The following is a 12,740-nucleotide window of genomic DNA, read 5'->3' on the forward strand; positions in this document are numbered from 1 at the left end:
GCTTAATCTATAAACCACATATTTAGGGGGATATGTCAAGATATTTATATAAAAAAATCCAGAATATAAGCCCAGAATGCTGAAAATTCAACCATTCTGGGCTTAAGTTGACCACATTGGGGTCTGACCCCAAAACAAAATGATTATAAGAAACGAGCAGGGTTATTTCAAAGATCTGCAGATTTAGAGTAGTTCTTTTTTTCTGAGAGAAAATTAAAAATCGTTTTTGGTTCTTCTGGAGAGTGATTATAGCGTTTGGGAAACATCCGGAGAAACCATTACCTCAGGGTGTCGGTAAAGTTCTTTATCAAAGAGGGCTTTGAGATGCCCTTTCTTTTTTTATCCAAATCTTTCCTCTTGTTTACATATATAAACCTAAGAAAAAACTTGACGTTTAAATGTTACAAGTGTAATATTTAAGAAAATACGAAAAAAGGAGAAATAAAACTATATGAGAAAAACGAAAAGAAAAAAACACACGAAGACTATCACAAAAATAGTTTTATTTAGCGGTATATTGATTGGTGGTGGAATCGGTATTGTAACAATAATGAATCGTAATGTTCCTGAAAAAAGACTAATGGAATATATGAAATATATTGAAAAAGGGGAATATGAGCAAATGTATGCCATGCTGGATCAGAAAAAAAGCAGCATGAACAGTAAGGAAGAATTTATAGAACGAAATTCTAAAATATATGAAGGCATTGAGATGTCTGATCTGTCCATAACCGATATTACAGCAAAAAGAAAAGAAAACGGAAATGCGGCAGTTTCCTATACAACAAATATGCAGACTGCTGCAGGAAATGTAGAATTTACCAACAATGCGGTATTTTCACATAACTGGACAGGATATCATTTAATCTGGCAGGATCAGTTGATTTTTCCAGAGTTATCTGCAACGGATAAAGTTCAGGTAACGTCAGAAGAGGCAAAAAGAGGAAATATTTTAGACAGAAATGGTCGCCAGCTGGCTGGAGAGGGAACTGCATCTTCGGTAGGAATTGTTCCGGGCAGAATGGAGAACAGGGAAGATACAATAAAAAAACTGGCAGAGTATCTTGGAATTGGAGCAGACGAAATTGAGGATAAGTTAAAAGCCGATTGGGTAAAAGCAGATTCTTTTGTACCAGTAGCAACAATTCCTAAAATACAAGAGGTCGATCTTCTGACAGTGAATCCGGATGAAACTGTTCTGGAAGAAAAAGAAAAGCAGGACACATTATTGAAGATTCCAGGTATTATGTTATCTGATGTAAAAGTACGAACTTATTATCTAAAAGAAGCTGCCTCTCATCTGGTAGGGTATGTACAGGCGGTTACAGCCGAGGATTTGCAGGAACATAAAGGGGAAGGGTATCGTACAAACAGTGTGATTGGAAAGACGGGACTGGAAACGCTTTATGAAAAAGAACTAAAAGGGACAGATGGGTGTGAGATCTGTATTGTAGATGCAAATGGAAATAAAAAAAGTGTCATTGCATATGAGCCTAAAAAAGATGGAGAAGATATCCATACTACGATTGATGGCGATCTTCAAAGTACTCTTTATGAACAATTTAAAGAAGACAGAGGATGTTCTGTAGCCTTGAATCCTTATACAGGGGAAGTACTGGCGTTGGTAAGTACGCCATCTTATGATAATAATGATTTTGTACGTGGAATGGACAACAGCCAGTGGAGTGCATTAAATGAAAATGAAGACAGGCCTTTATACAACCGCTTTCGCCAGACATGGTGTCCAGGCTCAACTTTTAAACCTGTAATTGCTGCAATTGGATTAAAAGTGGGGGCATTTACTGCAAATGACGATTTTGGAAATGAGGGTCTGGCATGGCAGAAAGATTTCTCGTGGGGAGATTATACAGTGACTACACTTCATGATTATGCACCTGTGATCTTGAAAAATGCGCTTATTTATTCAGATAATATTTATTTTGCAAAAGCAGCATTAAAAATCGGTGCGGATCAACTGATGCAATCTCTAAATCAAATAGGATTTAATCAGGAACTTCCATTTGATATTAAAATGTCAGAGTCTCAGTATTCTAATACGGACAAGATAGAAACAGAAATCCAGCTTGCTGACAGTGGGTATGGACAGGGACAGATTCTGGTAAATCCTTTGCATCTTGCAAGCATTTATACGGCTTTTCTAAATGATGGAAATATGATAAAGCCATATCTTCACGCGGATGGAAGCACTTCCAGTGAAATCTGGATAAAAGATGCTTTTTCACCACAGATTGTTTTGGAGGTTATGGAGGGGCTAGAGGGTGTAGTGAATAACCCGGAAGGAACTGGTTATGGAGCATGCCGGGAAGACATTAGATTAGCAGGAAAAACCGGAACAGCGGAACTGAAAGCTACAAAAGAAGATACATCTGGAACAGAAATTGGCTGGTTTACAGTTTTTACTACAGATAGAGATACAGAGAATCCTATTTTGCTCATCAGTATGGTAGAGAATGTGAAAGATATTGGAGGAAGCGGTTATGTGGTGGAAAAGGATAAGGCGATACTGGATGAATATCTCGGTAATGAATAATTTTTACCTTTAAATATTACAAATGTAAGAGGAAAATGATATGAAAAAAATTTGGAAAATATTTTGGGGAGTTATTTTTCTTGCTGTCTGTAGTGGATGTGGCATAAAGAAAGAGCAGAAAAAGACAATTGAAGATACGAAAGAAAAAATTTACAGAGAGTGTGAAATGCTGGCAGAAGACTATCAGAGCATATATGAGAATGCTGCGAAAGAAAATGCACTATATGAGCTGAGTACAATACAAAAAAGTATGGATTATTTTGGAAAATATGGATATGCAGTAATTGATTCCTACAATCAGCTGGATATGGTTCAAAGTATTAAAGTAGATGATTTTTTGAAAAAAGCAGAAAAAGAGAAGAATGGAAAAACTACTATATTTCAAGTTATAGCAGGAGATCATTTTATTCGGTATGATCTGAAAACCAAACAGGGGAAAATAGACGTTGAAGTAAGCTCTTTTAAATGGAAAGAGGATACTTGGCAGGAAACATATTATCATGAGTTTAGAGCTAATTCATGGAAATATACAGAAAACGGGTATTTCTTTATGGAAGAATATCATCCGGCTGGATATGATGGACCGTCTGGATATCGGGCCTTTCGGGTAGTGCCGTTAAATAAAAAATGCAGGGAGCTGAATCGAAAATATATACTTCCTTTTGGATATACACTTAATAAATTGTTTACTTCTAATTGGAGTGAAAAAAATTATGATGGAATAAATTTTTATGATGTTTTTGACCGTTTACTTTCAATGGAAGAAAAAACTGATGAATTTAAGGAAGGAAAGACTTATGAAATCCCAAAAGAATCATTTGAAGCGATATTTCAAAAATATTTTAATATAAGCGCAGAGATACTGCAGACAGGAACGGTATTTCACACGGAAACACAGACATATCGGTATCGAACCAGAGGAATCGTATATGATTTTGCTCCCACACCATATATTCCATATCCGGAAGTTGTTTCCTACATAGAAAATCAAGATGGAACAATAACACTGGAAGTAAATGCGGTATGGCCACAAAAAGAATTAGATCAGGCGTTTTGTCATAGCGTAACCATTCGGCTGTTAGATAAAGATAGATTTCAATATGTATCCAATTATGTATCAAGGTCAGAAATAGAGGTTACCTGGTATACGGAAAGATTATCAGACGAAAAGTGGGAGGAATGTTATGGAGATAATTGATATGAGTACAAAAAGAAAACTGAAAAAGATGGTGAGTGTTTTATTTATTTTGGGATGCTTTTTCATAGGAAATACAAAATGTAAAGGGGCTGATTTAGAATATATTTCACAGGAAACTGCGAATTATGCTGTACAAGAAAGAGGATATGATTTGCCAGTAGATGAAGTCGTGAAAGAAGAAGCTATTGAAGATTGTAAGAATGTTATGAATCAGATGAAAGCCATTTATCAAAAGGCGGATAAAGGAACTTCATCGAATGTAGTAGTTTCTGAGACAGTAATGGAAGAAATGCAGGAAGTATTAAAGGAAAAAAATGTCCCTGTTATTACATCAGCGCCGTATTCAAATATGGCTAATTATTCTAAGATGGAAGAATTTCTTTTCAGGGCAGAACAGGATCTGACAGGAGATATCGTCTTATATAGGATTAACAGGGATGGTGGGATAGAAAGACTCAAATTCAATTATGATGGGACAGATATGTATTTGCTGGCTGTGAAAGCTGTTTGGGGTATGAACGACAATCCATCTATTGTATATGTTTCGTATACAAGGATAGAAGAATGGAAATATACAGAAAAAGGCTGGTTTGGTTATACGCTATGCGTTCCAAAGTATCCGGAAGTATCAGAAGCGGTTGATGGCAGTTCTATGATAAGAATTAAACCTTTAAGTGATGAATGCCGGGAAGTTTCGAAGAAGTGTGTGTATTTGCTTGGATATCAGGGGAATAATCTTTTATGTTCTGATTGGGATAGATCTGATATGGAAGGGTTAGATTATAATGGTTTATATGAATATTTATATCGAATGAAATACGGGGAGAGATATGAGTTTTCAGGTAACTCAAGTGGAATTCCGGCAGAAGAGTTTGAAAATCTGATAATGGAGTTTTTGCCGATAACAGCGGAGCAAATTAAAAAATGGGCAGTATTTGATTCGGAACATCAAACTTATGACTGGGAACGATTAGGCTGTTTAAATTATAGCCCTACTTATTTTGGAACATCTTTACCGGAGGTCGTTGAAATAAGAGATAGCGGAGAGGGAAACAGTGTGTTGGTTGTTGATGCTGTATGTGATACATTTATATGTAATGATGCCGTTATTACAAGTGAGCTGACTGTTAAGTTCAACGATGATAAGAGTTTTAAATATATGGGGAATAAAATTCTGAATAATGGTACGAAAGAAGTTCCCAAATATCAATATAGAATAAAAAGAAAGAACTGATAACAACTATCAGCCCTTTCATATTTGTTAATTCCATATATGTAATTTTTTTAAGATATCAGAAGTGATTTCAAATGCTTTTTTGCCAGTTGCATTAGAATCACTTTGGATATTGGTTGCAAAATAATAGCTGTTATCGGAAGTTTCTACATATCCGATAAACCAGCCGTTGATATCCTGTCCGTTGACACGACCGGTTCCAGTTTTTCCGTAGAAATTACCATTAGGTGTACTGGCAATTTTTATAGCATTTTTAACAGAAAATACATTTTGGAAATTTAGATGGAATTCATTTGTGTTAAATTTTTTTAATAATGTTACTTGCTCTAAAGGCGAGATTTTTAATGAAAAATCGGACCAGTATAAATCCAGATTTGAACTGGTTGTTTGGTTTCCATATTCTATTTTATTCAAAAATTCCTGGACTCTGTTAATTCCGAGCTGCGAATCAATTGCCTGGAAATACCAGTTAACGGAATTTTGCATAGCAGAGTTTAAATCCTGATCAGCTTCCCAGGATGGAAAAGGAAAGGCATCACCATTCCATGTCATGGAAGAGTGTTCTGGTGTGATGATTCCGGATTCCAACCCTAATAATGCATCGTATATTTTGTAGGTAGACTCTGGCGGAATACGTTTGGTGGCTTCTTCAAGATCGTATATTTTCCAGGAATCCAAATTATTGTCATACAAAACAAATGATCCATCATATGTTCCAAATGTTTCGGATATATCTAACAGGGAGATATTTTTGTCTGTATCACTAAAATGATATACGCTTTGAGTAGAGGCATCAATGGATAAAATGGGTGTACATCCAATAAAAACAGCACTAATGACCAGATAAATTATCAATGCTCTCATTTTTTGATAAAGAGTTTCTTTCCTAAAAACGGCGATGTTGAGAATACGTCGTTTCATCTGCCTGAAATTTCCGGACATTCCAACTGCCAGTGGAGAGGAAAAAGAGGATATTTTTTCTGCAAAATTAATCAGTGTAGTTCCATAAGCTTGGTATTCATCAGCAGAAATCATCTGCAATACAGCAGAATCACAGGCTATTTCACGGTCACAGAGAATTTCTTTTAAAGTGTACCAAACAAAAGGGTTAAACCAGTAGAGTATATTACTTATGACCATGAGGAAGCCAATAAATGTATCTTTGTGACGGTAATGCTGTAATTCGTGTAGCAGCATAAAACGCATATCATCAGGATTCAGTTCGGAAATTAAATGGATGGGAATGTAAATTCTGGGATGTATTATTCCGATTAAAACTGGTGATTTTAAAAATGCAGTACTGTAGACTGATACTGGGTGAGAGATTTTAAGTTCCTTTAAACAATTGTAATAAATAGTTTTTACCTGCTGATTTTGAAGCGGGAGAGCAGATCTTTTTATGGAACGTACATAGTTTAATGAATGAAGGGTGAGGACTGACATAATCATAACACCCGTTATCCATATTAGAAAGAGTATGGTATTCAAGCCTCCAGAAAATTGACTACTGATGGAAACTGAAAAATCATTCACCTGGTTTAACAAAATATTTTGTGTATTACTGGTAAGTTCGGATAGCGTGTCGGTACCAGAGTTAAGTCCTGAGTCAGTTTGAAAAAAATGTAACCATGAAAAAAGTTGTGAGCCATGAATCTGTACAGGAAAAAATGGCACGGCAAGTAATAAAAATAAAAGAAAACAGAGATGGTACTGTGTAGTCGCAGATAAATATTTTTTCAGAAGTTTTTTTGTTCCGATTATTACAAGTGTAAAAATACATATGAAGATATTACTGATTAAAAAGTGGATGATCCAGTTGCTCATTCAAAACCTCCTATTTCTGATGTTTTGATAATAAATGGCGTAAGTTATCAATTTCTGTTGAAGAGAGCTTATCGTCTTCAAGGTAAGAAGCCAGCATAGAAGAAAGATTTCCATTATAATATCGCTTTAAAAAAGAATTGCTTTCCTGGCGTATATATTCATCTTCTTGGACTAATGGAGTATAGACAAATACCCGGCTTTGTTTTTCGTAGGAAAGAGCTTTTTTGGAAACAAGTCTCTTGATAAGAGTTTGAATTGTTTTTGGACTCCAGCTGGTAGTTAGAGTAAGTTTTTCTGTAATTTCATTTGTATTGATGGGAGCATATTTCCATACAATTTTCATAACTTCAAATTCGGCTTCTGAAATCTGGGGTAGTGACATAATAAAATCCTCCTGCTAAATCCTACATATGTAATAAATATATTATATTACTTGTAGAAGAAAAAAGTCAAATGGCAGATGATATATAGAATATAAAATTAATAATGTAGAGGCAATAAAGGTGAAAAAGATAGAAATTATTGAGAGAATCACAGATGCTAATGGAAGCATAAGTGAAAACATATTGACTAGCTGGGAACATAAAAACCAATTCATACCGGAAATTATAAGGTTTGGAGAATTAAAAATATATCTACAGGAACGAATTGTTAAAAAGAATGATAGTGATGTTCATCTTTCAAAATATGAATATGATATTTTACTTCTTTTAGCGAAAAGTCCAGGTAGAATATTTGGAAAAGAAATGGTTTATGATCTGGTATGGAATGAACCTTATTCCGGTGATTATAATGTGGTTATGCGACATATCTGCAATATCAGAGAAAAAATAGAAGATGATCCTGGACAACCATTATATATACAAACAGTACGAGGTGTAGGATATCGGTTTAATGGGAATTTAGGCAACGAGTGAAATCGCTGCCTATTATTATGGTTTTACAAAGAAGGGAGTTGGTTATGAGAAGATCTTTGTATTTCAGGAGCATCCTGTTTGAGATATTTGGACAGGTTTTGATGTATCAATTCCAACTCTTTTATTTCTTGCTTAAAGGAAACGTATTGAGTATTTAGTGATTCCTTTCTGGAAATAAGATCTGCAATTTGCTCTTGCAACTTATTGGAATTAAGATGTTTCAGGTTTATACCATTTTCCTGTAAAATATGTTCAGCACCCGCGAAAAGAATAATTTGAGATTCATATTTACGGAAATAACGATCTGGATCTTTGGAGCTTTTATAATGGTCGTCGTAAATTTTATTTTTCTGATTTTCTGGATATGAGTTATGATTTAATTGACAGTGGGAAGTAATTAAAATTAAAAAGGAAGCTTTTCAGAAAAATCTCTGATCGGCTCCCAGGTATTTATTCTGGATATGTATAAGTTGATCTTTGCAACAGGATATTTTCCCAATCTCGTTCATGGCGCAACACTCGGAGAATATGAATCTCTTTTGTTTCTTCCATTATAATATAAAAAATAATAGAGGGCGGAAAAGATCTTTTATGTATGGAATATCCTCTGTACAGAATTTGAGTTCGGGGAAAGGCAGTACTGAACTTGCTTAAATTCTGCATTTGTTCTTTCAGATCAGATTGAAAACGGTCAGCACGTTGCTGGCCGAATTCTTCTTCAATATAATCTGCAATGTCTGTGACATCGTAAATTGCTTCCCAGGTTAAAATAATTTTATATTCTTGCATTTCTTCGATTATCCCTTAATTCTGTGATTTTGCGAAAAGCATCTTCCAGTGGCAATTCACGACCAGCTTCCATATCATCAATTCCCCGGTCTAACATGCGGAGAAGATGATTGTTTTCCTGGCTTTTATCGGTTGTAGGGATTTTTTTTGTTAATTCCATGAAATCACTCCAATCATACGGTTTATAAATAGTGTATGTTGTTCAGAAGTATCTATCCATAGTCTAGCATAGAATGGGTGGTAATACAATAAATTATTTTGCGGGAGCGTCCGTCAGACCGAGAAGATATTCGCAGGATTGCCAGATCATTAAAATCATATCCTGCAAGTTGTAATTTGGCAGCGAGCGTTTTCTGAGTAAGATTATGAGCCTTTCGTAATTCTTTTACCCGTTGTCCTATTCTGTTTTTACTGTTCGTTTTTTTATCCCAATAAATAATCATTCTGATCCTCAAAAGTTTCTAAAGATGAAGTATTATTATTGATTTTACTGGGACATTCTGATATAGGGGTTACGTTAAATGTATATACGCATCTGGGATTAATTGATGCAAAAGAAGAGATGAATAGGATTGCAAAACTGGCATAGTATGATAAAATAATAGAAAAAAGAATTAAGAATAATCTGATTATAAGGTTCTTAGAAAGCCTGTTTTCCAGGCTGATTATTACTAAGAAGTTACTAAATTTGGATAAGAAAATATACGAATTTATGCTGTGATATACAGGAAAATGACAGGATTGAAGATTATCGGAAAATGCCTGCAAACAGCGTAAATACAGCATTTCAAGGAGTTTTAAGCAATGATAAGTGTGTTATTTGTCTGCCACGGCAATATTTGCCGATCAACTTTAAGTGAGAGTGTCTTTACCTACAAGGTAAAGTCCATGGGCTTAGCCGATCAATTTATAATTGATAGTTTTGCAACAAGTCGTGAGGAGATTGGTAATCCTCCGCATAGGGGAACAGTAAACAAATTAAGGGAGGTAGGAATCCCTTTAGTGCCTCATAGAGCTAAGCAGATTACTTTAGCTGATTATGATAAAGCGGATTATATTATTGGCATGGATACCGCCAATATACGAAACCTCAATAAGATGTTAAAGGGAGATCCAGAGGGGAAGATTTATAAGCTCCTGTCATTTGCCGGGTTGGGAAGAGATATAGCGGATCCATGGTATACCGGTGATTTTGATAAGACGTATGATGATGTACTGGAAGGCTGTGAGGGCTTTTTGGAATATTTGTATGAAAAAGGAGAAATCCATAGATAAGAGGGAATATTACCTTGCAAGGACAGTTGTTTTGGTGAGGTTTTGTCGATGAGTTTTACTTTACAAATGACAGAGAGTATTTTATACTTGGTCTACAGCAACTCTTAAGGGAGCTATCTGCTCCCTTCTTTTTTACCCTGAACATAATTGCCGGGGAATTTCAATCAGGGCGTCCTGCCCGAATATGTTTCCAATTTTTATTCAGTAAAAAAAATAATAGAAAGGAAAAATTATATGCAGAAGGATTATGAAATCTTTATTGAGGATCTCCAGGAAAAAATTTATCAGAAGGGAGATATCCCGCGGGAGAATATGAAGTTTGAAAGGGAGGGCGGCAAATATGCTATTGGCGGTGATAGGCTTTTAGTAAAATTTGCAGAACATGAGGATGCCTGGGAGATGTGCGGAGTGTATACCAAGGAGCTTTTTCGAGCGTTTCAGGAAGGCAGAACCATAGAAGACATTGTGGAAGAAATTGTCAGAGATATATCAGGAATCAGAAAAGCTGCTATTTATGAAAAGACTAGGGATATTTTGGATTATGAGAAAACGAAAAAGAGACTTTTTATCAGATTATTAAATGCAGAAAAATATGAAAATGAATTAAAAGACGCAGTTTACAGAACTCTGGGAGATGTGGCACTGGTACTCTATATGAAAGTTTCTGAGCAGGATGACTGCATTACCAGTACTAAAATTCGCCAGAGTATAGTGAAAAAATGGAATAGAGACTGCGATACAGTAATAAAAGAAGCACTGGTGAATACTTACCTTATGAGTCCTCCCAGAATTTACAGATGGGAACAGATGATTTTTGATCCGGAATATGAAGGAGAGAACTTTATGGATCTGACGGGAATCCATGAATTAAAAAAGGATGCCATGGGAAACTGTTTAAGTACTTCAAAAAAGACAAATGGTGCAGTGGCTGTATTTTTGCCGGGAGTGGCAGAAAGATTGGCGGCACTTCTGGAGTCGGACTTTTATATGGTATTTACCAGTATTCACGAAGTAATGATCCATAATGACAGGAATGTAGAACCAGAGGATCTGAAAGAGGTATTGCAGGAAACCATAAAGTCTGCAACTCCTAAAGAAGACTACCTTACTTCCAGAATCTATCACTACAGCAGGGCAACACATAAGTTTACCTGTGTGTCAGAAGACTAAAAAGAAAAGCCGTTTCGCCAGAGACTTTAGAAGTTTCTGGCCGAAACGGCATAATGATTAAGATTATCATCCTAATAAAGCGGAATCATTACTGAATTCTTTTCCACTTGCTTGTTCGAACTGATCCAGGAGATTTTTCACTGTCAGTTTTTTCTTTTCTTCACCCTGAATATCCAGGATGATTTTTCCTTCCATCATCATGATCAGACGGTTGCCATGAGCGATTGCATCTTTCATGTTATGAGTGATCATCAGGGTTGTGAGATGATCGCGGTTAACAATCATATCTGTGATTTCCAGAACCTTAGAAGCTGTCTTGGGATCAAGCGCTGCAGTATGCTCGTCCAGAAGAAGAAGCTTTGGTTTCTGTAAGGTTGCCATTAACAAAGTTAATGCCTGACGCTGTCCACCGGAGAGAAGTCCTACCTTGGAAGTTAATCTGTCTTCCAGGCCAAGTCCTAGGATTTTAAGCAATTCCTTATATTCTGTACGTTCAGCTTTTGTGATACCGGGACGGAGCAGGCGGGATTTACCGCGGCGCTTGGCAAGGGCCAGATTCTCTTCAATGCCCATGGTAGCTGCTGTTCCGGTCATAGGATCCTGGAATACACGGCCAAGATATGCCGCACGTTTGTGCTCAGAAAGCTTTGTGACATCAATATTATCGATCAGGATCTGGCCTTCATCTACCAGCCAAGTGCCGGCTACTGCATTCAGCATAGTAGATTTACCTGCACCATTTCCACCGATGACTGTTACAAAGTCTCCTTCGTTTAGTTTCAGATTCAGCCCGTTTAAAGCCCGTTTTTCATTAATGGTTCCGGGGTTAAAGGTTTTATAGATATTTTTCAGTTCAAGCATTTTTATTTACCTCCCCTTTTGACTGATTTGTTGAAATACTTGCCCTTCCAGTATGGGAATGCAAGGAAGAGGGCAACTACGATAGCGGAGAGCATCTTCAGAAGATCTGTATCAATGCCCATCCAGATTACTGCCTGAAGAACCAGGTAATAGAGAATGGAACCAAGGATTACAGCTACCATGCGCAGGGCAAAGTTGTGGAAAATACGTCCGAAAATTGCCTCACCGATGATAACAGCAGCAAGACCGATAACGATGGAACCACGTCCCATATTTACATCGGCAAATCCCTGATACTGTGCAAGCAGCGCACTGGAAAGTCCTACAAGACCATTGGAGATCATAAGACCGAGAACTTTGCACAGATCTGTATTTATGCCCTGTGCCCGGGACATGTTGGGGTTACATCCCGTAGCGCGCAGGGAGCAACCGAGTTCTGTACCAAAGAACCAGTAGAGAACAGCAATAAGAACAATACATATCACTGCTACAATAAAGATAGCGTTTTTGGTCAGATCGGAGTTTTTAATATGGCGCAGGGAAACCAGAAGATTATATTTATCTACGTTAATTGCTTGGTTAGCTTTTCCCATGATTTTTAGGTTGATGGAATACAGGGATAACTGAGTCAGGATTCCGGCCAGGATTGCGGGTATTCCCATGAAAGTGTGAAAAATGCCGGTTACAAGTCCTGCGAGCATTCCGGCAATTGTTGCTGCCAGCATTGCAGTCCAGACATTGTGTCCTGACAGCATCATCATGATACAGACAGCGCCTCCGGTACACATAGTACCGTCTACTGTAAGATCGGCAATATCAAGAATACGGAATGTCAGATAAACTCCGATTGCCATGATTCCCCAGATCAGACCCTGAGCAACAGCACCGGGGAGCGCTGCGATTAATGTCATTATTTGCATT

Annotated in this window: 12 protein-coding genes; 6 read left to right on the plus strand and 6 right to left on the minus strand. The window is 36.8% G+C overall.

Annotation, left to right across the window (positions count from 1 at the left end; genetic code table 11):
* Positions 1 to 451 precede the first annotated feature (451 nt).
* Genes H8Z82_RS09765 through H8Z82_RS09775 form a run of 3 tightly spaced genes read left to right on the plus strand, consistent with a single transcriptional unit; the run spans position 452 to position 4,983 of the window.
* The gene (locus tag H8Z82_RS09765; RefSeq protein ID WP_118248154.1) at positions 452 to 2,551 is read left to right on the plus strand and encodes a penicillin-binding transpeptidase domain-containing protein; all 2,100 of its coding nucleotides are present in this window, start codon (positions 452 to 454) and stop codon (positions 2,549 to 2,551) included.
* A gap of 40 nt (positions 2,552 to 2,591) precedes the next feature.
* A complete protein-coding gene (locus H8Z82_RS09770; protein WP_055052404.1) occupies positions 2,592 to 3,749 on the plus strand; it encodes a DUF6070 family protein in 1,158 nt (385 codons plus the stop codon).
* Positions 3,736 to 4,983 carry a DUF6070 family protein gene (locus H8Z82_RS09775; RefSeq protein ID WP_186995006.1) on the plus strand — a complete coding sequence of 416 codons (1,248 nt, stop codon included), beginning with the start codon at positions 3,736 to 3,738 and terminating at the stop codon, positions 4,981 to 4,983. The genes H8Z82_RS09770 and H8Z82_RS09775 overlap by 14 nt, the downstream gene beginning before the upstream one ends.
* A gap of 27 nt (positions 4,984 to 5,010) precedes the next feature.
* On the opposite strand, the gene H8Z82_RS09780 is transcribed toward H8Z82_RS09775, so the two are convergent.
* Together H8Z82_RS09780 and H8Z82_RS09785 are read right to left on the minus strand one after the other, a co-directional pair.
* Positions 5,011 to 6,807: a BlaR1 family beta-lactam sensor/signal transducer gene (locus H8Z82_RS09780; RefSeq protein WP_117457978.1), complete on the minus strand. Its 1,797-nt coding sequence runs from the start codon at positions 6,805 to 6,807 to the stop codon at positions 5,011 to 5,013.
* Positions 6,808 to 6,817: 10 nt separating this feature from the next.
* On the minus strand, positions 6,818 to 7,192 hold the full coding sequence (locus H8Z82_RS09785; RefSeq protein ID WP_092073165.1) for a BlaI/MecI/CopY family transcriptional regulator: 375 nt from the start codon (positions 7,190 to 7,192) through the stop codon (positions 6,818 to 6,820).
* 118 nt (positions 7,193 to 7,310) lie between these two features.
* On the opposite strand from H8Z82_RS09785, the gene H8Z82_RS09790 reads away from it, so the two are divergent.
* Entirely contained in the window at positions 7,311 to 7,724 is a 414-nt protein-coding gene (locus tag H8Z82_RS09790) for a winged helix-turn-helix domain-containing protein (protein ID WP_186995007.1), read from the plus strand.
* A gap of 450 nt (positions 7,725 to 8,174) precedes the next feature.
* On the opposite strand, the gene H8Z82_RS09795 is transcribed toward H8Z82_RS09790, so the two are convergent.
* Positions 8,175 to 8,513: a type II toxin-antitoxin system RelE/ParE family toxin gene (locus tag H8Z82_RS09795; RefSeq protein WP_186995008.1), complete on the minus strand. Its 339-nt coding sequence runs from the start codon at positions 8,511 to 8,513 to the stop codon at positions 8,175 to 8,177.
* Positions 8,500 to 8,673, minus strand: a complete 174-nt coding sequence (locus H8Z82_RS09800) for a hypothetical protein (protein WP_178731713.1) — start codon at positions 8,671 to 8,673, stop codon at positions 8,500 to 8,502. Before H8Z82_RS09800 ends, H8Z82_RS09795 begins: the two co-directional genes overlap by 14 nt.
* Positions 8,674 to 9,317: 644 nt before the next feature.
* Between H8Z82_RS09800 and H8Z82_RS09805 the strand changes: the two genes are divergently transcribed.
* The gene (locus tag H8Z82_RS09805; RefSeq protein WP_186995009.1) at positions 9,318 to 9,788 is read left to right on the plus strand and encodes a low molecular weight protein-tyrosine-phosphatase; all 471 of its coding nucleotides are present in this window, start codon (positions 9,318 to 9,320) and stop codon (positions 9,786 to 9,788) included.
* Positions 9,789 to 10,022: 234 nt separating this feature from the next.
* On the plus strand, positions 10,023 to 10,958 hold the full coding sequence (locus H8Z82_RS09810) for a DUF5688 family protein (protein ID WP_186995010.1): 936 nt from the start codon (positions 10,023 to 10,025) through the stop codon (positions 10,956 to 10,958).
* 66 nt (positions 10,959 to 11,024) lie between these two features.
* Here H8Z82_RS09810 and H8Z82_RS09815 read toward each other — a convergent pair whose 3' ends face one another.
* Complete coding sequence (locus tag H8Z82_RS09815; protein WP_186995011.1) at positions 11,025 to 11,819, minus strand: ABC transporter ATP-binding protein; 795 nt, start codon at positions 11,817 to 11,819, stop codon at positions 11,025 to 11,027.
* Positions 11,820 to 11,821: 2 nt separating this feature from the next.
* A complete protein-coding gene (locus H8Z82_RS09820; protein ID WP_186995012.1) occupies positions 11,822 to 12,739 on the minus strand; it encodes an ABC transporter permease in 918 nt (305 codons plus the stop codon).
* Between the last annotated feature and the right edge of the window lies 1 nt (position 12,740).

It is taken from the genome of Blautia difficilis, assembly GCF_014297245.1.
Classification (GTDB): domain Bacteria; phylum Bacillota; class Clostridia; order Lachnospirales; family Lachnospiraceae; genus Blautia_A; species Blautia_A difficilis.

Coding starts and splice junctions, on each gene's coding strand:
- H8Z82_RS09820 (WP_186995012.1), bottom strand. CDS start 12,739: ATGCAAATAATGACATTAATCGCAGCGCTCCCCGGTGCTGTTGCTCAG.
- H8Z82_RS09805 (WP_186995009.1), top strand. CDS start 9,318: ATGATAAGTGTGTTATTTGTCTGCCACGGCAATATTTGCCGATCAACT.
- H8Z82_RS09800 (WP_178731713.1), bottom strand. CDS start 8,673: ATGGAATTAACAAAAAAAATCCCTACAACCGATAAAAGCCAGGAAAAC.
- H8Z82_RS09780 (WP_117457978.1), bottom strand. CDS start 6,807: ATGAGCAACTGGATCATCCACTTTTTAATCAGTAATATCTTCATATGT.
- H8Z82_RS09765 (WP_118248154.1), top strand. CDS start 452: ATGAGAAAAACGAAAAGAAAAAAACACACGAAGACTATCACAAAAATA.
- H8Z82_RS09775 (WP_186995006.1), top strand. CDS start 3,736: ATGGAGATAATTGATATGAGTACAAAAAGAAAACTGAAAAAGATGGTG.
- H8Z82_RS09810 (WP_186995010.1), top strand. CDS start 10,023: ATGCAGAAGGATTATGAAATCTTTATTGAGGATCTCCAGGAAAAAATT.
- H8Z82_RS09815 (WP_186995011.1), bottom strand. CDS start 11,819: ATGCTTGAACTGAAAAATATCTATAAAACCTTTAACCCCGGAACCATT.
- H8Z82_RS09770 (WP_055052404.1), top strand. CDS start 2,592: ATGAAAAAAATTTGGAAAATATTTTGGGGAGTTATTTTTCTTGCTGTC.
- H8Z82_RS09795 (WP_186995008.1), bottom strand. CDS start 8,513: ATGCAAGAATATAAAATTATTTTAACCTGGGAAGCAATTTACGATGTC.